Here is a 20,546-nt window from a genome sequence, read left to right as displayed (position 1 = left end):
CCGCCGACACCCCCACCGCTTCAGCTCCGGTTCGTCACGTGCGGAACGACGACGACCTTCATGTCCGGATTCTCCCGCTCGAGCAGACTGTCGATCGCTCGATCAACTTCCTCCAGCCCCACCGTCCGGGTCACCAGTGCTGCGGCGTCGATGGACTGTCGGTCGAGAATCCGGATGGCTGTCCCGAACTCGTCCAGGGTGCAACTGACTGCTCCGATCAGTGCGATCTCCTTCCGGATCGCCAACATCAGGTCCACCGTCGGCGGCTGCCGCGGCAGACCCAACAGGACGACCACGCCACCGAAGTCCACCAGCGAGATCCCCGAGGCGAGCCCGGCCGCAGTGCCGGAACACTCCAGCACCACACGCGGCGCTGCCGGCAGCGTGCCGACGATGTCGTCGGGTCCGCTGTCGACTCCCCAACTCCGCAGGCCGAGGCTCTCCAGTAGTTCACGCCGGGCTGGATTGGGCTCGATCACGACCACGCCTGCCCCGCTGCTGAGCAGCGCCAGCCCTGCCAAGGCTCCGATCGGCCCCCCGCCGACGATGACCACGTCGTCTCCCGGCCGAACGGCGGCACGGGAGATTCCATGCAGAGCGATCGCCAGTGGCTCGACCAACGCTCCGGTGACGTCGTCGACACCATCAGGCAGCGAGAAGCAGACCGCGGCCGAGGTGGTCACACTCTCGGCGTAGCCGCCGGGAACGACCCCGGTGCCGATCGAGCGCGCGGGCGCGCTCTCACACAAGTGGTCTTCGCCACGGCGACACATCCGGCACTCGCCGCAGGCCACCGAGTGGTAGACCGCCACCCGGTCACCGACTTGGAGACTCTCGACCCCTTCACCGAGCTCTGCCACGACTCCCGCGACCTCGTGCCCGATCACATAGCCGACTCCGAACCGCTCGGCGTTGGGGCGCATGTGCAGGTCGGACCCACACACTCCGCACGCTCGGACCTCGACCCGGACCTGTCCCGGTGCGGGCGGCTCGGGCTCGACCTCACGCACTTCGATCTTGCGCTCGGCGTTGATGGCGGCAGCCCGCATCATCGGCTCCTTCTGATTCTGTACTGGTCGGCCGCGCCCCGTTGGTCGCGGTAAATCAGGCACCGATCCGCTCCCAGACCAGCACCGAGTGCTCGTCGTTGCCGCGGACCGTGCGCACCGGAGTGGTCAGACGCAGGGCACCGGTGTCGGAGGCGATCCGGGCCTCACGGACCATCTGCACCCCTTCCCACCCCGGAACAACACAGACCGCGATGGTGTGGACGACGACGCTGTCGTCGAAGGCATAGGAACCGGCGTAGCCGAACATGTCGTCGAAGGCCTTGCGGATCTCCGCGTCGGTACCCGCCTCGCGATCGGTCGAGGCCATTCGGTGATGGGCGAACGCGGCACGATCGCCGCGCACCATCAGCCCGGTCATCTGCCCTGAGTCGGTGTAGGTCAATCGGCCGAGGGGGGCCTCCCCGAGCGGATAGCTGATCTCACCGCTGGGATGTGCGTAGGACACCCACGACGACAGTGCCCAGGCTCCGAGGAGCTGGCCACGATCCTCCACTCGGGCCCAGCGGCGCTCGTCCTCTGCGCCACTCACTCTCGGACCTCGCCTGCCACGGTGACCACCTGGATCAAACCGTCGGCGTGACGACTGCGCAGCAGCTTCTTGTCGTACTTGCCGACCGAGGTGCGCGGGATCTGCTCGACCACGGCCCAGCTGTCCGGCACCTGCCAGCGCGCAACCCGCTGTGACAAGAAGGTGCGCAGCTCGTCGAAGTCGACCGCGGTGTCGGTAGAGACCAGGGCGAGTGGTCGCTCCTGCCAGCGCTCGTCGGGGATAGCGACCACTGCGACCTCACGCACGCTGGGATGGGCGACGATCTCGTTCTCCAGGTCGACCGAGCTGATCCATTCACCGCCGGACTTGATCAGGTCCTTGGACCGGTCCGTGATCTGCATGAATCCGGTCTGGTCCAAGGTGCCGACATCACCGGTGAGCAGCCAGCCCTCGTGGAACTTCTCCAGCTGATCCTCGCCGTGGTAGCGACCGGTGACCCACGGGCCACGGCAGGCGAACTGTCCGACGGACTCGCCGTCGGCCGGCAGCCAGGCGCCGTCGTCATCCAGGATCGCGCACTCGACTCCGGCGACCATCTGGCCGGTCCGGGTGCGCCATCGCCACCGGTCGGAGCCGGGCGAGTCCTTGGGCGGGCGCGCGATCGCGGCTACCGGCGAGGTCTCCGTCATTCCCCATCCCTGCAGGAGTTCGACACCCAGAAGTGTCTGGTACTCCTCCATCAGGCTGCGCGGCACGGCTGATCCGCCTGCGATCAGCAGACGCACACTGGTGAAGTTGACCTCGTGGTTGCGGGCATAGGCGATGGTGTCGGACCACACCGTCGGCACACCGGCGGAGAAGGTCACGCTCTCCTGTTCCACCAGGCGGCAGACGTGCTCGGCCTGAAGATGGGGGCCTGGCATCGCCTGATCGCAGCCGGCCATCCAGCTCGCATAGGGCATGCCCCAGGCATTGGCATGAAACATCGGAACGATCGGCATGACGACGTCGTGGTGGCTCAGCCCGAAGACGTTGGGCACCGACACGCCCACCGTGTGCAGGTAGGTGGAGCGATGGCTGTACACTACGCCTTTCGGCCGGCCGGTGGTGCCGGAGGTGTAGCAGACGGCGGCGGCGGAATTCTCGTCGATCTCCGGCCACGGGTACTCGTGCGCACGTGTCGAGATCGCCTCCTCGTAGTGGGCCCACGACTCTCCGCCGACCGGCGCCGGCAGCGTCGATGCACCGACCACGAGGACGTGCTCGATGCTGGGGCACTCAGCGAGGATCTCGACGACGAGTTCGACCAGGCCCGCGTCCACCACGACCACCCGATCGTCGGCATGGTGAACGATGTAGCGGAGTTCGTCGGCGGAGAGCCGCACATTGACCGTATGAAGGACCGCCCCCATCGAAGGCACTGCGAGGTAGGCCTCCAGATGCTCGTGGGTGTTCCACAAGAAGGTCGCGACCCGGTCTCCGGACCGGACTCCACGATCACTCAGGGCGTGGGCCAACTGCGCCGCCCGCCGACCGATGTCGGCATAGCTGTGCATCCGTGAGCCAGCCGGGTCGTACGTGACGACCCGGCTGGACGGGTAGTTGGCCACACCGTGCTGGAGGATCAAGCTGGTGGTCAGCTGACGATGATCCTGCATGGTGCTCTGCATGCTGCTTGCTTCCTTCCTCGCTGCAGCGACGAATCAGTAGGGCTTGTCGGCCGTGGCAACCAAGCGGGCAGATTCCTCGAACAGCTCCTCGGCAGCCAGGTTCGCGATGTCGATCTCGCGCCGGAAGGGCTGAGGCACGTCGACGCCCGTCTGGACGTACAGCTCGCACCGGTTCCCCTCGGGATCGAGGAAGTAGATCCCGATCGCGTTGCCATGGGTGACGACGTGCTGGATCCGAGTCTCATCTGCGACCAGCCGCTCGTGAGCCGCCTTGAGTGCCTCCGGGCTGGTGACCCGCCAGGAGATCTGGTTGACCAGCTTCCCCTCCTCCGAGACGTCGCGCCCGCCGACGATCACGAACTCGTGATGCTCCTCGCCCGGCCGGGCGGAGAGGAACACGATGTCGAGATGGGGGTCCTCGTCGGTGACGGTCAGCCCGACCACCCGCGAATAGAAGTCCCGCTGCTTGGCGAGGTCGTTGACATAGATGCCCACATGTCCGAGTTCTGCGATTCCAGTCATTGCTTTCTCGTGGCTTCTCTCGTGTTGGGGGGAACAGACGGGCGAGTACCCGGCTGCGCTCAGTACTCCTGGTTGCAGATCTGCTCGGCCGAATAGCCCCAGAGTTCGGCGGCCGCGAACTCGTCCTTGCCGGACACTGCCGGCAGCGGGATCGCGTTGACCTCGGAGGGGTCCTCGAACTCGGTCGGCATGGTCTCGCTGTTCGGCAACTCCTGGACCCCGTCGTTGACCTTGCCGTTCTCCAGGTACTTCACCGTCAGCTCCGCGGTGGCGATGCCCTCGATCACCCCGGACTGCAGGGAGGTCGCGAAGATCTGACCGTTGAGGTACGGGTCGACCGGCGTCGTGCAGTTGCCGTCGACAATGGTGACGTCCTTGCCCGGGGTCAGGCCATTCTGCTCCAGCACCTTGATGGCACCGGTGGCGTGGCGGCCGTCGAAGGCGTAGATGAAGTCGATCCCGTCCGACTTGTACTTGGGCACCAGAGTGGTGCCCGCCTTGAAGGCGTCGTCGGCGTTGGCGTTGTGCGTCTCGGCGAGCTTGTTGAAGGGCTGTCCCTTGGTCGCCTCATCGAAGGCAGCCAGGCGGTCGATGCCGCCCTGCTGGCCGGCGGTGGAGGTGAACACCAGCATGTTGCCGCCGTCGCTGTGGAGCTCGCGCCCCTCCGCGATCGCCGCCTCCCGAGCCTTGATCATGTTCTCTCCCAGGTTGGTTCCCGTGCGGGTGTCGAGGTTGCCGACGAAGAACTTGACGTACTCCTTGCCCTCGGGCAGGACCTGCTGGTTGATCTGGATGACCGGGGCCTCGCGAGAGAGCAGCCGCGTGTCATTGATGCCCGCAGAGGAGGTCGTCGGCCACCAGATGAACGCCGCCGCCTTCTCGCCGGAGGCGAGGAACTGCTGAACCTGCTGATCCTGCTCGCTCTGGCTCGCATTGTTGGTGATGACACGGACTTCGTATCCGTGCTTCTCCAACGTCTTCTTGACGCCGTCCTGCTGGCCCTGGATATAGGGCGCGAACGGCTGCAACGCGAACATCACGACAAGCTTGCTGTCATTGCCACCCTCGGAGGATGAACCGCCCGAGGACCCGCAGGCAGCCATCAACAGCGAGATGGCCGCACCTACCGCGATGCCGACTCTCAGCCTCTTCATTTTCACCACACCACTCCTAGGGACCGTCCGGCTCGCGCCGGTACGTGCGAAGTAAGACCATCCGGACTCGTCCCGAGATCACCGGATGCCTCACTGTTACGCAGGACAGTCAACTATGCAAGAGGTATCCGATAATTAGTTGAGAATCGACACTCATATTGAAAGTCGATGCCTTGGCTCGGGCGTCACAGACCAGCGTTCGACCTCGCCCGAGCCAGTGAGAACCACGAACTCAGTCGGTGATAGGGGCGGAGAGAATCACGTCCACCGTCCGCTGAATGTGCTTGGCGTAGTAGTCGACGGCCTTGTCGACGTCACGATCCAGGGCGGCCTCCATGATCTGGAGGTGCTCTTTCTTCGCGTCCGACCCACGCGCTCGACCACGCGCGATCGACCAGCGTCGATAGAGCTCCGCGGCCCCGAAGAGCCGCTTGGACAACTCGAAGAGATACCTGTTCTCGCAGGCGTCGAGCAGTGCCATATGGAACGCCTCGTGCGCGATGGCGAAGTCCTCGAGCGCCGCCGGATCGCCGTCCACCACGGGCTTGCGGCGCAGGTGGTGATGAGCCGCGATGACGCGTGCTTCCCACTCGACGTCACCATGCTCGATCGAAAGCCGCAGAGCGTGACACTCGTTCAGGCGTCGAGCCTCGGTCAACTCGCGCAACTCGTCGGTCGAGATGCCGGCGACCTGGAAGCCCCGGTTGAACTCGGCGCGCACCAGGTGCTGCTCGGCAAGGCGCGTCAGCGCCTCACGGACGACCCCGACACTCACTCCGAACCGGTCGCGCACCTCCGCCGGGGAGATCCTCGAACCCGGCTCGAGCCGCCCGGCGAGGATATCGCCGCGCATCTGGGTATAGACGTCCATTGCCAGCGTCTCAGCCGCTCCACGTCTCGCCATGAATCAATCTTACACTTGATGCTCGACTTTGACAGGATTGTCGATACAGGCCGTCAGCGACGCCAGTCAGTCGCGACCTCGTGGCGGATGAACACCCAACCACCATTGCCCTGCGAGCCGCTACGGATCCGGCTCAGATATCGCCCTTCCGAGTCGAGCCGGGTGCGATCAGGTGACCACTTGCGATAGCGAGACTCGACGCTCCACTCAGTCGCGGAGTCGTCGGCCCTGCTGACTCGGATGTCACGGACCACGTGACGACCCGGACGAGCGCCCGCGAAGAGGGAGGTCAAGAACCTCTCCACCTCCTCGGCACCGAACAACGAGCGGCCCCCTGGGGCGACGTAGTTCGCCTGCGCCATCAATCGCCCGAGACCTGCGGCGTCGAGCGCGTCCGCCCGCCTGCAGTATTCGACGAGGAGTCGGACTGCCTCGTCTCGCGCCTCTCCCTCGCCCGGGGAGCCGCTCATACCGCCTGGCCCTGCTCTTCGCCCACGCGCTGCGGCGGCAGGTCCAGCAGCTGGGCTGCTCGCCGCTCCGCCGCGTCGAGCGCATGACGCTCATTGACCCGTGCCACCACGAACTGAAGCGTGACCACGGCGAGAAGGAGGCTCCCGACCCACAGGTTGACGGTGTACGGCGCCGCACCGCGCACGCCCAGCGCCGAGGTGAGAACCGAGAGGATCGCCACCCCCAATGTCACGTGCAGCACCGTGCCGCGACCGTCCTGCAGGCTCACGCCACCGACCAGGATCGCCGCCGGGGCGAAGAGGAGCACGCTGCCGAAGGAGTCCGGAGTCGCACTTCCCCCCTTCAGACAGGCCATCGCCCCCGCCAGCGCCGCACAGGCACCCGAGAACGCGAACGCCATCATCACCGCGCGGCCGACCGGAACGCCGGCAGAGATGGCCTCCTTGCGACCACCACCCGAGGCGTACAGGCCCCGACCGGACCGGGTGTAGGAGATCCAGAGCCAGGCCCCCACGAAGACGAGGATGCTCAGGACCGAGTCCGGCGCCAGGAACTCCCAACGCTCGAGCAGCGGGTCGGTGATCGCGAAGTCCTTCAGCGAGATCGGCGCGTTGTCCATCGCGACGTAGGCCAGCCCTCGCAAGAGGATGAGACTTCCGATGGTGAACACCAGCGAATCGATCGCCAGTCGGAAGATCATCAGTCCTTGAAGGGCTCCGATGACCGCACCGACAAGCGTGGCGACCAGTAGGGCACCGACGAGACCGAGGCCTGCCGCGTGGATGGCGATCGCACCAGCGAGGGCCGCCATCGAACTCACCGACATGTCGAAGCCACCGACGAACACCGTGACGGCCATGCCGACCGAGATGAGACCGAGGACGGCGAACCCGGTCAACACGGAGTAGAGACTGGAGACACCGCGGAAGGCGGGCGTCGTGATGGCGAATCCGATCCACAGCGCCGCCAGGACGGCGACCTGGAGTCCGTACCTCGGGGCGAAGGCCCGTAGGCGAGTCATCTGCTATTTCCTCCTGCTGAAGGGCGACTGAAGAAGGACGATCACGCCGAGAACGAGAATCCCTTGGACCACGAGGCTGATGCCGTGCTCGACCTGATGCAGCAGGAGCGCGTTGGCGATCACCGCGATCAGGATCGCGCCGTAGGCAGAACGGATCGGCGATCCGTATCCGCCGTGGATGGCGGTGCCCCCGACCAAGAGCGCTCCGACCACGTCGAAGGTCAGGGTGCCGAAGAACTGGGTGTTGGCGGACTCGATGGCCGAGGCGCTCATGATGCCTGCGATCGAGGCGCCGACCCCGGCGATGACGAAGGCCCACACGGTGACCTTCGGGAAGGAGATCCCGCTGATCCGCGCCGTGTCTCGGTTGGCTCCGGTCAGCAACGACTCACGACCGTAGACGGTCTTCGCGCCCAGCCAGGTGAACACCGCAGTGACCAGCCCGAAGACGAAGACCACCGGTGCGATGCCGAAGACGACCGTCCCGCCCAGCCAGCTCACCGCGTTGTCGCCCATGCTCACGTTGTTGGAGTGCGTGAGCGAATCGACGACAGCGAGCATGATCGCGCCAGCAGCCAGGGTGGTGATGATCGGATTGAGACCGGCCGCGACGATCGATCCCTGCAGGCCGCCCACGACTCCGCCGAGGAGGATCACCGCGCCGATCGAGAGGAAGGGATCGACTCCCTGGCCGATCAGATAGGCGAAGGTCACCGCTCCGAGGACCGCCGCCTGCTGGGTGCCCAGGGAGAAGAAGTTGCCGGACAGGGTGACGAAGGTGGCCGTGACAGCGACGATCCCGACCAGCGAGGCGCTGCTCAAGATCGCCTTCATGTTGTCCTGCGTGGCGAATCCCGGAGTGACCAGGCCGAGCAGGACGCTCAGAACGGCGATGATGGCCGGCAACTGCCACGGCGTACCCGACAGCGCCCGCACGAACGCGGTTCCGCGGTGTTCTGGGGCCGACATCGGCGGTTCTGCCGGAGCATCGGCGGCGAGGGACGTAGCGCCCGCGGATGACTCGTTCATGAGGCGTGACGCTAGTCAGCCGAAGCCCGATAGTCAACTATGCTATGAATACTCGACACTTTTGAAAGGTGAGAAATGACCTCAACATCCCCCCGCGTCGCCCTGATCACCGGCGCCGGCCGCGGCCAAGGACGGGCACACGCAGTTCGCCTGGCACAGGAGGGGTGCGACGTCGTGGCCCTCGACCTGTGCGCGGACGTCGACACCGTCGCCTACCCCATGGCGACCCGCGCGGATCTCGAAGAGACGTGCGCCCTGGTCTCCGCCCAGGGACGACGAGCCATCCCTGCCGTCGCCGACGTACGCGAGCTCGCTCAGGTACGCGAAGCGGTCGACAGCGCGGTGACCGAGCTGGGTGGCCTCGACATCGTCGTGGCCAACGCCGGCATCATCACACTCGGCCGCAGCTGGGAGCTTCCGGAACAGGCGTGGCACGACGTCATCGGGACGAATCTCACGGGAACCTGGACCACCATGACCGCCGCCATCCCCCACCTGATCGAGCGGGGCGCAGGGTCCGTCGTCCTGGTCAGCTCCCTCGCCGGAATGCAGGGCCAGCGCAATGCGATCCACTACACGGCCTCCAAGCACGCCGTGATCGGGATGATGATGACCTATGCGAACGAACTCGCACCGTTCGGAATCAGGGTGAACTCCGTCAATCCGACCAACGTGGCGACGCCGATGCTGCTCAACGAGTCGATGTTCCGGATCTTCCGCCCGGACCTCGAGCAGCCGACCGAAGCCGACGCGACCGATCACTTCCGCCAGCTCAACCTGCTGCCGGTGCCCTATGTGATGCCCGAGGACGTCAGCGAGGCCGTGGCGTGGCTGACCTCCGACCGCGCCCGCTATCTGACCGGCGTGAGTCTGCCGGTCGACGCGGGCGGGGCAGTCAAGTCCTGAACGCGGACAAGCCGTTCGCCCACCCCGACAGGGAGGGCGAACGGCTTACAGCGACCGCGTGACTCAGGTGAGCAGGAGCCCGCCGTCCACGGCCACGACCGCGCCCGTGACGTAGCTGGATGCAGCACTGGCCAGGAACATCGCCGGACCCACCAGTTCCTCGGGGGCTCCCGCTCGAGCCGAGAGGATCCGGCGCTCGATCAGATCCTCGGTGAAGCCGGCCGGGAACTCATCGGTCATCTCGGTGGTGAAGAGCCCCGGAACCAGACAGTTGACCCGCACCCCACGCCGGGCGGTCCACTGCGCAGCGAGATCGCGCGTCAGACCCAGGACACCGGCCTTGCTCGAACTGTAGGCAGCCTGCGGCAGACCGCCACAGGTGAGGGCGAAGACGCTGCTCACGTTGATCACCGACGAGCCCGGCGGCATCAGCGGCAGGCACGCCTGAGCCATGAAGTAGGACCCGTGCAGATTCACCCGGACGATCCGGTCGAACTCCTCTGGCGACTCGCGCGAGGCAGGCACCGCACTCGCCGCCCCAGCGTTGTTCACCAGCACGTCGACTCGACCAAAGGCCGCTCCGGCGGCCGCTGCGATCTGCGCGCACTGCTCGCGATCGGTCACGTCGCCCACCACGCCCAGGCAGGAGCCGCCTGCGTCGCGGATCTCTCCCTGCGCCCGGTCGATCAGTTCCGCCCGGCGACCCGAGATCACCACATGCGCGCCGCGGTCAGCGAACCCACGGGCCAGCGCCGCTCCGATCCCGGTCCCTCCCCCGGTGATCACGACAACGCTGTCCTGCACGGCGAACAGGTCCGTGGACACTCGTTCTGTCTGCGTCATCTCATCTTCCCTGCTCGACCAGAGATCGGCCGATGATCTCTTTCATGACCTCGCTCGCGCCGCCCCAGATCCGCGTGATGCGTGCGTCGACGAAAGCCCGGGCCACCGCCGACTCGCGCATGTAGCCGTGCCCACCGTGCAGTTGCACGCAGGCATCGACCACCTCGCCCTGCATCTCCGAGGTATGGAGCTTGACCATCGCCGCGCGTTGCGCACTCAACTCGCCCCGCACGTGGTCGGCCACGCAGCTGTCGACGAAGGTACGAGCCACCTCGACCTGGGTAGCGAGCTCGGCCAACCGGAACCTGGTGCTCTGCAGCCCCGCGAGGGTGGTGCCGAACGCTCGACGAGCCCCCACATACTCACGGGTGATCTCCAGCGCCGAGGCCGCGTGCGCGACATTCGCGATCGAGCCATGCAGCCGCTCCTGCAGCAGTCGGCCCATCATCGCCGCGAATCCCTGGTTCTCCTGGCCCAACAGGTTGCCCTCGGCGACGAAGACGTCGGAGAAGAAGAGCTCCGCCGTGTCCGCCTCCGGCTGGCCGATCTTGTCCAGCACGCGCCCGCGGGAGAATCCCGGCGAGTCCGCCTCGACCACGAAGAGCGAGATACCGCGCGGCCCCGGATCTCCGGTGCGCGCCGCCACCACGACCAGATCGGCAGAACCTCCGTTGGTGATGAAGGTCTTGGCTCCGTTGAGCAGCCAGCCTCCCGCGGTCGGCGTCGCCCGGGTGGCGAGGCGGGCGATGTCGGAGCCGACGTCCGGTTCGGTCATCGCGATCGCCGCGATCGTCTCCCCGGAGCAGAATCCAGGTAGCCATCGAGCACGCTGCCGCTCGGTGGTGAGCTCCACCAGATACGGCGCGACGATGTCGTAGTGGATGCCCAGGCAGGAGGAGAAGGCCAGCGAACGAGCGGCGATCTCCTCGGTGAGGACCGCGCTGAAGCGATAGTCCTCCACACCCGACCCGCCGTACTGTTCGGGAACGCCGAGCCCGAGGAGCCCCAGGCTCCCGGCGGCCAGCCAATCACCGCGCTGCAGCCCCTCGCCGCCGGCGGGAAGGCCTGCAGCGAAGTGCCGTGCGGTCTGACGGAAGTCCTCGTGCTCTCGCTCGAGGTTCCGCCGGCTCACCCGTTCGCCGACCAGAGTCGGTTCTCCAGCGACCCGATGCCCTCGACGGTCGTGACCAGCACGTCGCCGTGCCCCAGGTAGACCGGGGGCTTGCGGGTGCCGCCGACGCCGCTCGGGGTTCCAGTGAAGATCAGGTCACCCGGCAGGAGCGGGCACACCGCGGACAGCTCGGCGATCAGCGTCGGCACGTCGAAGATCAGGTCGCTCGTGCGCGACTTCTGGCGCAGGTCGCCGTTGACCGAGCACTCCAACGCGATGTCGTCGCGATCGGCGAACTCCTCCGGCGTCACCAGCGCGGGACCGGTCGGGCCGAAACCCGGCATCGACTTCGCCAACGAGAACTGCGGAAATGCCGGAGTCCGCTGCAAGACCCGCTCCGACAGGTCCTGCCCTGCAGTCAACCCGGCGACATGGGCCCAGCCGTCCTCGGCACGGACCTTGTGCGCATAGGTGCCCACGACGACCACCAACTCGACCTCCCAATCGACCGTGCTGGTCGGAAGCTCGATCTCGTCAAACGGGCCGGCCAGGCAGGTGGGGAACTTGGTGAAGACGCCGGGGTTCGGCGGGACCTCTCGACCCGCCTCCTCGGCGTGCGCGCGATAGTTCAGCGCGATCGCGAACACCTGACGGGGCCGCGGCACCGGCGCACCGAGCTGCGCCTGGTCGAACCGGGTGCCAGCGCCGAACGATGCGGTGGAGGCCCACTCGCGGAACTCGTCCCACTGCTCGACGACGTGCTGGGGGTCGGGGCCGAAGCGGCCATCGGAGGCCAGCTCGATGTCAGCCGCAAGACCCTCGCCCACCAGGACCACGGCCCGACCGTCGAGATTCGCGAAGCGCATCTTTATCTCCACTCGTGCATTGACCGGCCGACTTTCGACCGCAAACGACACGTTACCAATGAATCGTTTCTTACGCCATAGTTGATTCTTGGTCAGGAGGACGCGGAAAGCTCGATCACGAATCCGCTGGGATCTCGCAGGTAGAGCAGCCGCACCGAGCTGCCGTCAGGGCGATCGACACGGACCGGACCGCGGGACTGGACACGCGCGCCGAACGAGATCATGCGATCCCTGGCCGCCTCCAGGTCCCGCACGCTCAGGCACAGGTGCGCCGCAGCCACCGCGCCCGGGGACGCGGTCGAGGCAGCGGCAGCACCGTCGTCGTACTGGAGGAGTTCGACGCGGGTCCCATCGGGCGCCAGGACGAAGGCGTTGGCGATCACCCGGACGTCGACACCCACGACCTGAGCGTTCATCTCGTCCTCGCGGGAGAAGCGACGCTCCAAGGCGAAGCCGAGCCCCTGGCAATAGAACTCCACAGCCTCATCGAGGTTGCGGCAGGTGATGCCGACGTGATGGACCCCCGAGATCCCGGCCGGATTGCCGTCGGCGACGCCATCGGACCCGCCCATGGGCGACGAGGTCATCGCCGCTTGACCGCCGACCCGGCGTCCACGAGCAGTTCCAAGCCAGTCACATAGCGCGACTGATCGCCAGCGAGCCACAACACCGCGTTGCTGATGTCCTCGGGCTCGACATAGGGGACGTCGATCAGATTGACACTGGCGAAACGCGGCTTCACGTCCTCGAGCGTCGGCTCCACCAAGTCGGGCGCGAAGACGCTGTAGGCACTCTGATTCAGGATCATGTCAGTGCGCACGTTTGTCGGATGGACCGTGTTCACCCGGATCCCAGCGGCGGAGAACTCGTTCGCCATCGACTTCATCAGACCCACGAGTCCATGTTTGGCGGAGACATAGTTGGCGATGTTGCGCGAGCCGCGAACCCCGCCGATCGATCCGATCAAGATCACCGACCCGCCGTTTCCCGCCTCAACCATGGGCGGCAGGAACGCCCGGCAGGTCCTCCACACGCCCGAGAGGTTGACGTCGATGACCTCCAGCCAGTTCTCCTCAGTGGACTCCAAGAAGGCCATCGGCGCCGAGATGCCGGCATTGGCGACGACCACGTCCACGCGCCCGAACTCCTCGGCAACCTGGCCGGCGAGCCGCTGCAAGCCAGGCAGGTCTCTGACATCGACCGTCGCCGCGATGACCCTGACCCCGAGCCCTTCGACGGCGCGTTGGGTCTCACGCAGGTCGTCCGCAGATGCGAGCGGGTACTCCGCGACGCCACTGGGCCCACAGGAGTCGACCAGGACGATGTCTGCGCCCTCCGAAGCGAGCCGCATCGCATGACTGCGGCCCTGACCCCTCGCCCCACCGGTGATGACGGCTACCTGCCCGTCGAGCTGACCCATTTTCGCCCCTTACGTCTGATCCACTGTGGGCCCATCGACCCCGGAACTCCATTTAATCGATTTTTGTCCGACCAATCAACCATCTACTGATTCAACGCTTGCCTTAAGAGAGTTGATTCCGTACGTTGACGGAGCACGGCACGAAGGCGATAGGAGCACCAATGAGCACCTCCAGTCAGGTTGTACCGCGACTCGCGGTCAAGGCAGTCTCGAAGCGCTACGGCGCGGTGCATGCCCTGCGCGACGTCGACCTGACCGTCATGCCCGGCGAGATCATGGCCTTGCTGGGCGAGAACGGCGCGGGCAAGAGCACCCTGGTCAAGGTCCTCTCCGGTCTGGTCGAGCCCGACGAGGGCCAGGTGAGCATCAACGGCTCTGTCATCTCGCTGCGCTCCAGCGCGGCGTCCCAGGCGGCGGGAATCGCGGTGGTCCAGCAGGAGTACAGTTCGATCCCCAGCCTCACCATCGCTGAGAACCTCTTCCTCGGCCAGGCTGCGGCGCCCCGGATCTGGCGGCGACGCGCCCTGGCCGCAGCTGCTCGACCGCTGCTCGAGACCGTCGGCCTCGACTATCTCGACCCCTCCGAGGTGCTCGCTGGACTCAGCGTCGCGGAGCGTCAGCTCCTCGAGATCGCCCGGGTGGTCGCGCGCGACAGCGGCATCCTCATCTTCGACGAGCCGACGGCCGCGCTCTCCGACACCGAGATCGAGCGCGTCCTCGGCGTGATCAAGTCGCTCGCGGCACAGGGTCGCTCGATCATCTACGTCACGCACCGATTGCGCGAGGTCTACGAGATCGCCGACCGAGTCACCATCTTCCGCGACGGCCAGCACATGGAGTCACAGTCCGTGGCCGAGATCCCGGTCGACGACATCGTCTCGATGATGCTGGGACGGCGTCTCAACCAGCTCTTCCCGGCCCGTGCGAACTCCTTCGGCGAGGCCCGACTCGTCGTCAAGGATCTCCTCGCCCCGGGTATCGCCGAGCCGATCAGCCTTCAGGTGCGTGCGGGCGAGATCCTCGGCCTCACCGGCCAGATGGGAAGCGGTGCCGGCGTCGTCGTCCAGGCCATCGCGGCACAGCATCCGCGAGCCGTCGGCAGCGTGGGGATCTCGGGGCGTTCGGTCAGCCTGCGCAGCCGAGCCGCCGGGATCGAGGCTGGCATCGCCTACTGCTCGGCAGACCGCAAGCACGACGGCCTCTTCCCACGCGTCCCCGTGGCCCGGAACCTCTCCTCACCCTGGCTGCGCAAGTCGAGCCGCTGGGGAGTGCTGAGCAAGCGCGCAGAGATGGAGCTCTCCGGCCGGGCGGCGAGTGCGATGTCCATCGATGCCGCCCGCATGGCCTCCGACGCCGATGTTCTCAGCGGCGGAAACCAACAGAAGGTGGCCCTCGGTCGATGGGTCGGCGGCGAGGCCGCCGTGCTGCTCGTCGAGGAGCCGACCCGCGGTGTCGACGTCGGCGCCCGAGCTGAGATCTACGACAAGATCCGGGCGATGTGCAATGAGGGGTTCGCGGTCCTGGTCGCCTCATCCGACACCGGCGAGATCGCAGGGATCTCCGATCGGATCGGCACCTTCTACCGAGGGCACCTCACCGCGATCAAGGACGCAGAGGAGTGGACTGACGCCAGCCTGCTCCGCGCCGTCATGCACGGCCCGGACGACGAATAGTCAGTCCGCACAGCCCTGGCCCGCCAAAACGGCGTTTGGCACCGATCAGCACCGCCGCCACAGGGCTGGCGGGGACGTCGGTGACCTGCCGGTCGCAGCGAGGCTCCCCACCCACGCATGAAGGATTAGGCTCCGTGACTGTCGCAGCCTCCACGGCCGCTCTATTCGAACCTCTGCAACTGGGCGCCGTCCACCTCCCCCACCGGATCCTGATGGCGCCGCTGACCCGGATGCGCGCCGACCCTGCCGGGGACGTTCCGACCGCCCTGATGGGACAGTACTACCGCCAGCGCAGCCAGGCAGCCCTGATCATCGCCGAAGGGGCGCAGATCTCGGCTCAGGCCAAGGGCTACATGGACACCCCCGGCATCCACACCGACGAGCAGGTCGCCGGTTGGGCCGCGATCACGGCGGGCGTCCACGAGGCCGGCGGCCTCATCGCCGCCCAACTGTGGCACGTCGGCCGGGTCTCCCACCCCAGCCTTCTCGACGGCGACCTCCCCGTGTCCGCATCCGCGCTCCCCTTCCGCAATCGGACCACGGTCAAGGGCGAGGACGGGCGTCCGCTGCGGGTGGATTGCCCCACGCCGCGCGCCCTCGAGGTCGACGAGATCGCCCAGATCGGCGCGGACTACGCCCACGCCACCGAACAGGCCCGGGCGGCGGGCTTCGACATGATCGAGATCCACGCGGCGCACGGCTACCTGCTCCACCAGTTCCACTCCCCGCTGTCGAACCAGCGCACCGACGCCTACGGCGGCAGCATGGAGAACCGGCTCCGCTTCTCACTCGCCGTCGTCGACGCAGTCGCCGACGCCTGGTCCGCGGACCGGATCGGGGTGCGCGTGTCCCCCTCCGGGACGGTGAACGGGCTCAACGACGAAGGCGGCGAGGAGATCGCGCTCGAGTTCGCGAGCCGCCTCAGCGACCGCGGGATCGCCTACCTGCACCTGTCCGAGCCGGACTGGGCCGGCGGCCCGCAGCTGTCCGCCTCGTTCCGCCATGCGCTGCGTTCGCGCTTCCCCGGAACGATCGTCGGCGCGGGCAACTACACCGCCGCCAAGGCCGGGGAGCTTCTCGACGCCGGCCTGATCGACGCGGTCGCCTTCGGCCGCTCCTTCATCGCCAACCCGGATCTGCCCGAACGGGTGCTCAGCGGGTCCGCCCTCAACGAGCCCGACCCCTCAACGTTCTACGGCGGAGGGGCGCGCGGGTACACCGACTACCCCAGCCTCTGAACTCCGCGACCGCCGAGAACGTCGCCGTGCTGCGCGGCTGGGCCGACGCGGTGACCGGCATCGGCGACGCGACACCCCACGACGCCGTACCGCTGGGCACGACGCCCGAGGCGTGGCCGCAGGCGGTCGCGACCGCCGTCGAGCGGCTCCTCCAGCAAGGCGTCGGCGGTCCCTACGGCCTCGCGCTCGGCAACGACGAGTACCGCGTCGTGATGGAGTCGACCGAGCACGGCGGCTACGCGCTGCGCGAGCACCTCGGCCGGATCGTCGAGGGTCCGATCGTGTGGACCCCCGGGCTGGCGGGCGGCGTACTGGTCAGCCAGCGCGGCGGCGACTACCTCCTCGAGGCCGGCCAGGACATCGCGCTCGGCTACGAGCGCCACGACGCGGAGACCGTGACGCTCTACCTCGAGGAGAGCTTCACCTTCCACGTCGCGACGCCGGAGGCGGCGGTCCGGCTCACCTCCTGAGCCGGGCGACCGGCAGGCCGGTAAGGCTTGCCTTACGTGCATATCTCACATGATCCGGGTCACCTACTGGTCAGTAGCGGGAGTAGCGTGGCCCCCCGTGGCATCGACGACGCGTCCTCAACTAGTGAAGGGCAGCCGTGCAGCGCGCACGACCATCGCCCTGAAATTGCTCATGGCCGTGAGTGGCCTGCTGTTCATCGGCTTCGTGCTGGGACACATGTACGGCAACCTCAAGGCCTTCGCGGGCGAGGAGGCGTTCAACGAGTACGCCCACCACCTGCGCGAGCTCGGCGAGCCGATGCTCCCGCACGAGGGCTTCTTGTGGATCATGCGCGTCGGCCTGCTCGCCGCGATCATCGTCCACATCGCCTGCGCGGTGATCCTCTGGCGCCGTGCGACGGCGGCCCGCCCGGTGAAGTACGTCGCCAAGAAGAACGCCGGCTCGTCGATCTCCTCGCGCACCATGCGCTGGGGCGGCCTCACGCTGCTGCTCTTCATCGTGTGGCACCTGCTCAACTTCACGATCGTCAAGATCAACCCGAGCAACGGCGACACCGGTGGCCACAACCCGTACGACCTGGTCGTCGACACCTTCGACATCTGGTGGATGACGATCATCTACCTGGTCGCGATGGTGGCCCTCGGCCTCCACCTGCACCACGGCACCTTCAGCTCGCTGCAGACGCTGGGACTCACCAACTCGGCCACGTCCCGGGCCCGCGCCCGCGCGACCGGCTGGGTCGTCGCCATCGTCGTCGCCGGCGGCTTCTCGCTGGTCCCGCTGTCCGTGCTCGTCGGCATCATCGAGAAGTAAGGGGCCAACGAACATGGCTGCAGGAACCCACTACCTCCCCGGTCTGACCGAGACCAACCAGCCGTCGGTCCAGACCTCCGACGACGCCGCGGGCTTCTACGAGCTCGGCGAGAAGGTCGTCGACACCCACGCGCCGACCGGCCCGATCGCCGAGCGCTGGACGACCCGCAAGTTCGAGAACCGCCTGGTCAACCCGGCCAACCGCCGCAAGCTCGACATCATCATCGTCGGCACCGGCCTGGCCGGTGGCGCCGCCGCCGCCACGCTCGGCGAGGCCGGCTACAACGTGAAGTCCTTCTGCTACCAGGACTCCCCGCGCCGGGCGCACTCGATCGCCGCCCAGGGCGGCATCAACGCGGCCAAGAACTACCGCGAGGACGGCGACTCGACGTTCCGCCTGTTCTACGACACGGTCAAGGGCGGCGACTACCGCTCGCGCGAGTCGAACGTCTACCGCCTCGCCGAGGTGTCGGCCAACATCATCGACCAGTGCGTCGCCCAGGGCGTCCCGTTCGCCCGTGAGTACGGCGGTCTGCTCGACAACCGCTCCTTCGGCGGCGTGCAGGTGTCCCGTACCTTCTACGCGCGCGGTCAGACCGGCCAGCAGCTGCTGATCGGCGCCTACCAGGCGATGGAGCGCCAGGTCGCGGCCGGCACCGTCGAGCAGTTCACCCGCCACGAGATGCTCGACCTGATCGTCATCGACGGCAAGGCCCGCGGCATCGTCGCCCGCGACATGGTCAGCGGCGAGATCGAGACCCACCTCGCCGACGTCGTCGTCCTGGCCTCCGGTGGCTACGGCAACGTCTTCTACCTGTCGACCAACGCGATGGGCTCGAACGTGATGGCGGCCTGGCGGGCGCACCGCAAGGGCGCCTACATGGCCAACCCCTGCTACACGCAGATCCACCCGACCTGCATCCCGATCTCGGGCGCGCACCAGTCGAAGCTGACCCTGATGTCGGAGTCGCTGCGCAACGACGGCCGGATCTGGGTGCCGAAGAAGGTCGAGGACTGCGACAAGGACCCGCGAGACATCCCCGAGGAGGACCGCGACTACTACCTCGAGCGGATCTACCCGTCGTTCGGAAACCTGGTCCCCCGCGACATCGCCTCGCGGGCCGCGAAGTACATGTGCGACGAGGGCCGCGGCGTCGGACCCGCGATCGAGGAGACCCAGCCCGACGGCACCACCAAGATGGTCCGCCGCGGCGTCTACCTCGACTTCGCGGACGCGATCAAGCGCCTGGGCAAGGAGGGCGTCGAGGAGAAGTACGACAACCTCCTCGACATGTACGAGCGGATCACGGGCGAGAACCCGTACGAGGTGCCGATGCGCATCTACCCCGCCGTCCACTACGTCATGGGCGGCCTGTGGGTCGACTACGAGCTGCGCTCCAACATCGACGGTCTGTTCGTCACCGGCGAGGCCAACTTCTCCGACCACGGCGCCAACCGCCTCGGCGCCTCCGCGCTGATGCAGGGCCTGGCCGACGGCTACTTCGTGCTCCCGAACACCATCCGCGAGTACCTCGCCGACGGGCCCTTCGAGAAGATCGACGACAGCCACCCCGACGTGAAGGCGACCCTGGACGCCGTCAACGAGCGGGTCGCCAAGCTGATGTCGATCAACGGCACCCGCTCGGTCGAGTCGATCCACAAGGAGCTCGGCTCCATCATGTGGGAGTACTGCGGCATGGAGCGCACCGAGGAGGGCCTCAAGCTCGCGATCGAGAAGATCAAGGAGCTGCGCAAGGAGTTCTGGACCAACGTGCGTGTCCTCGGCTCCCCCGACTCGCTCAACCAGGACCTCGAGAAGGCCAACCGGGTCGCCGACTTCATCGAGCTCGGCGAGCTCATGTGCATCGACGCCCTCAACCGGCGCGAGTCCTGCGGCGGCCACTTCCGCGCCGAGTCGCAGACCGAGGACGGCGAGGCGCTGCGCCACGACGACGAGTTTGCCTACGTCGCGGCCTGGGAGTGGGGCGGCGACTCCAACGAGGGCGGCAAGCCGGTCCTGCACAAGGAAGACCTCATCTACACCGCTATCGAGCTCAAGCAGAGGAGCTACAAGTGAGACTCACCCTCAAGATCTGGCGCCAGGAGAACGCGGCCGCCAAGGGTGCGATGCACACCTACGAGCTCGACGGCGTCTCCTCCGACATGTCCTTCCTGGAGATGCTCGACCTGCTCAACGAGCAGCTGGTCACCAGCGGCGAGGAGCCGGTCGCGTTCGACAGCGACTGTCGTGAGGGCATCTGCGGCATGTGCTCGCTGATGATCAACGGCCAGGCGCACGGCCCGGAGGTCACCACGACCTGCCAGCTGCACATGCGCTCGTTCAACGACGGCGACACCATCACCATCGAGCCGTGGCGCGCCGAGCCGTTCCCGGTCCTCAAGGACCTGGTCGTCGACCGCTCGGCGTTCGACCGGATCATCCAGTCCGGCGGCTACATCTCGGCCAACACCGGCTCGGCCCCCGAGGCCAACTCGGTGCCGGCGCCGCGCGACAAGGCGATGCGAGCGTTCAACGTCGCGACCTGCATCGGCTGCGGCGCGTGCGTCGCCGCCTGTCCCAACGGCTCCGCCTCGCTGTTCCTGGGCGCCAAGATCACCCACCTCGGCGAGCTGCCGCAGGGCCAGCCGGAGCGCTGGTCGCGGGTCGTCGACATGGTCGGCCAGCACGACCACGAGGGCTTCGGCGGCTGTACCAACATCGGTGAGTGCGCGGCGGCCTGCCCGAAGGAGATCCCCCTCGACGTGATCTCCCAGCTCAACAAGGACCTGCGCACCGCGCTGAAGAACGGTCACTGACCCGGCACACTCTTACGTCTGGTTGACGCCGACCCGGCGCAAAGCGAACTCGAAACA

General features: G+C 67.1%; 21 protein-coding genes. 7 read left to right on the top strand and 14 right to left on the bottom strand.

Annotated elements, in window-relative coordinates; genetic code table 11:
* Nucleotides 1-20: 20 nt before the first annotated feature.
* The 9 genes from ACUP6Y_RS05710 to ACUP6Y_RS05670 form a co-directional block, all read right to left on the bottom strand.
* Complete coding sequence (locus tag ACUP6Y_RS05710; RefSeq protein ID WP_462554704.1) at nt 21-1,052, bottom strand: zinc-dependent alcohol dehydrogenase; 1,032 nt, start codon at nt 1,050-1,052, stop codon at nt 21-23.
* A gap of 52 nt (nt 1,053-1,104) precedes the next feature.
* The gene (locus ACUP6Y_RS05705) at nt 1,105-1,599 is read right to left on the bottom strand and encodes a lipocalin-like domain-containing protein (RefSeq protein ID WP_462554702.1); all 495 of its coding nucleotides are present in this window, start codon (nt 1,597-1,599) and stop codon (nt 1,105-1,107) included.
* Nucleotides 1,596-3,230, bottom strand: a complete 1,635-nt coding sequence (locus ACUP6Y_RS05700) for a long-chain fatty acid--CoA ligase (protein ID WP_462554700.1) — start codon at nt 3,228-3,230, stop codon at nt 1,596-1,598. The genes ACUP6Y_RS05705 and ACUP6Y_RS05700 overlap by 4 nt, the downstream gene beginning before the upstream one ends.
* Before the next feature lie 33 nt (nt 3,231-3,263).
* The gene (locus tag ACUP6Y_RS05695) at nt 3,264-3,752 is read right to left on the bottom strand and encodes a VOC family protein (RefSeq protein ID WP_462554698.1); all 489 of its coding nucleotides are present in this window, start codon (nt 3,750-3,752) and stop codon (nt 3,264-3,266) included.
* A 59-nt stretch (nt 3,753-3,811) separates the two neighbouring features.
* The gene (locus tag ACUP6Y_RS05690) at nt 3,812-4,906 is read right to left on the bottom strand and encodes a substrate-binding domain-containing protein (protein ID WP_462556638.1); all 1,095 of its coding nucleotides are present in this window, start codon (nt 4,904-4,906) and stop codon (nt 3,812-3,814) included.
* A 232-nt stretch (nt 4,907-5,138) separates the two neighbouring features.
* On the bottom strand, nt 5,139-5,777 hold the full coding sequence (locus tag ACUP6Y_RS05685; protein ID WP_462554696.1) for a GntR family transcriptional regulator: 639 nt from the start codon (nt 5,775-5,777) through the stop codon (nt 5,139-5,141).
* Between the two features lie 86 nt (nt 5,778-5,863).
* Entirely contained in the window at nt 5,864-6,280 is a 417-nt protein-coding gene (locus tag ACUP6Y_RS05680; RefSeq protein ID WP_462554692.1) for a YybH family protein, read from the bottom strand.
* On the bottom strand, nt 6,277-7,182 hold the full coding sequence (locus ACUP6Y_RS05675; protein WP_462554690.1) for an ABC transporter permease: 906 nt from the start codon (nt 7,180-7,182) through the stop codon (nt 6,277-6,279). Before ACUP6Y_RS05675 ends, ACUP6Y_RS05680 begins: the two co-directional genes overlap by 4 nt.
* 123 nt (nt 7,183-7,305) lie before the next feature.
* Nucleotides 7,306-8,331 carry an ABC transporter permease gene (locus ACUP6Y_RS05670; RefSeq protein WP_462554686.1) on the bottom strand — a complete coding sequence of 342 codons (1,026 nt, stop codon included), beginning with the start codon at nt 8,329-8,331 and terminating at the stop codon, nt 7,306-7,308.
* A gap of 75 nt (nt 8,332-8,406) precedes the next feature.
* Here ACUP6Y_RS05670 and ACUP6Y_RS05665 point away from each other — a divergent pair, with 75 nt between their 5' ends.
* On the top strand, nt 8,407-9,237 hold the full coding sequence (locus tag ACUP6Y_RS05665) for a mycofactocin-coupled SDR family oxidoreductase (protein ID WP_462554683.1): 831 nt from the start codon (nt 8,407-8,409) through the stop codon (nt 9,235-9,237).
* A 63-nt stretch (nt 9,238-9,300) separates the two neighbouring features.
* Here ACUP6Y_RS05665 and ACUP6Y_RS05660 read toward each other — a convergent pair whose 3' ends face one another.
* The 5 genes from ACUP6Y_RS05660 to ACUP6Y_RS05640 all read right to left on the bottom strand — a co-directional run bounded on the left by ACUP6Y_RS05660 (nt 9,301) and on the right by ACUP6Y_RS05640 (nt 13,477).
* Nucleotides 9,301-10,062 (bottom strand): SDR family NAD(P)-dependent oxidoreductase, encoded by a 762-nt coding sequence (locus ACUP6Y_RS05660; protein WP_462554680.1) that lies wholly within the window; start codon nt 10,060-10,062, stop codon nt 9,301-9,303.
* A gap of 19 nt (nt 10,063-10,081) precedes the next feature.
* Nucleotides 10,082-11,212, bottom strand: a complete 1,131-nt coding sequence (locus tag ACUP6Y_RS05655) for an acyl-CoA dehydrogenase family protein (RefSeq protein ID WP_462554678.1) — start codon at nt 11,210-11,212, stop codon at nt 10,082-10,084.
* Nucleotides 11,209-12,057 (bottom strand): fumarylacetoacetate hydrolase family protein, encoded by an 849-nt coding sequence (locus ACUP6Y_RS05650; RefSeq protein ID WP_462554676.1) that lies wholly within the window; start codon nt 12,055-12,057, stop codon nt 11,209-11,211. The genes ACUP6Y_RS05655 and ACUP6Y_RS05650 overlap by 4 nt, the downstream gene beginning before the upstream one ends.
* A 92-nt stretch (nt 12,058-12,149) precedes the next feature.
* Nucleotides 12,150-12,644: a VOC family protein gene (locus ACUP6Y_RS05645; RefSeq protein WP_462554672.1), complete on the bottom strand. Its 495-nt coding sequence runs from the start codon at nt 12,642-12,644 to the stop codon at nt 12,150-12,152.
* A complete protein-coding gene (locus ACUP6Y_RS05640) occupies nt 12,641-13,477 on the bottom strand; it encodes a mycofactocin-coupled SDR family oxidoreductase (RefSeq protein WP_462554670.1) in 837 nt (278 codons plus the stop codon). Before ACUP6Y_RS05640 ends, ACUP6Y_RS05645 begins: the two co-directional genes overlap by 4 nt.
* A 125-nt stretch (nt 13,478-13,602) precedes the next feature.
* Between ACUP6Y_RS05640 and ACUP6Y_RS05635 the strand changes: the two genes are divergently transcribed.
* The 6 genes from ACUP6Y_RS05635 (at nt 13,603) to ACUP6Y_RS05610 (ending at nt 20,489) form a co-directional block, all read left to right on the top strand.
* Nucleotides 13,603-15,150 carry a sugar ABC transporter ATP-binding protein gene (locus tag ACUP6Y_RS05635; RefSeq protein WP_462554669.1) on the top strand — a complete coding sequence of 516 codons (1,548 nt, stop codon included), beginning with the start codon at nt 13,603-13,605 and terminating at the stop codon, nt 15,148-15,150.
* Between the two features lie 134 nt (nt 15,151-15,284).
* The gene (gene nemA, locus ACUP6Y_RS05630) at nt 15,285-16,388 is read left to right on the top strand and encodes an N-ethylmaleimide reductase (RefSeq protein ID WP_462554668.1); all 1,104 of its coding nucleotides are present in this window, start codon (nt 15,285-15,287) and stop codon (nt 16,386-16,388) included.
* Nucleotides 16,385-16,858 carry a family 1 encapsulin nanocompartment shell protein gene (locus ACUP6Y_RS05625; protein ID WP_462556636.1) on the top strand — a complete coding sequence of 158 codons (474 nt, stop codon included), beginning with the start codon at nt 16,385-16,387 and terminating at the stop codon, nt 16,856-16,858. Before nemA ends, ACUP6Y_RS05625 begins: the two co-directional genes overlap by 4 nt.
* A 172-nt stretch (nt 16,859-17,030) precedes the next feature.
* On the top strand, nt 17,031-17,672 hold the full coding sequence (locus ACUP6Y_RS05620; RefSeq protein ID WP_462554667.1) for a succinate dehydrogenase cytochrome b subunit: 642 nt from the start codon (nt 17,031-17,033) through the stop codon (nt 17,670-17,672).
* Nucleotides 17,673-17,685: 13 nt separating this feature from the next.
* Complete coding sequence (locus ACUP6Y_RS05615) at nt 17,686-19,749, top strand: fumarate reductase/succinate dehydrogenase flavoprotein subunit (protein WP_462554666.1); 2,064 nt, start codon at nt 17,686-17,688, stop codon at nt 19,747-19,749.
* Nucleotides 19,746-20,489, top strand: coding sequence for a succinate dehydrogenase/fumarate reductase iron-sulfur subunit (locus ACUP6Y_RS05610; protein ID WP_462554665.1), 744 nt, complete (start codon nt 19,746-19,748; stop codon nt 20,487-20,489). Before ACUP6Y_RS05615 ends, ACUP6Y_RS05610 begins: the two co-directional genes overlap by 4 nt.
* Nucleotides 20,490-20,546: the final 57 nt, after the last annotated feature.

Source organism: Nocardioides sp. S5-5, from assembly GCF_054954065.1.
Note: the sequence above shows the minus strand (reverse complement) of the source record. Positions and strands in the feature narration are given on the sequence as shown.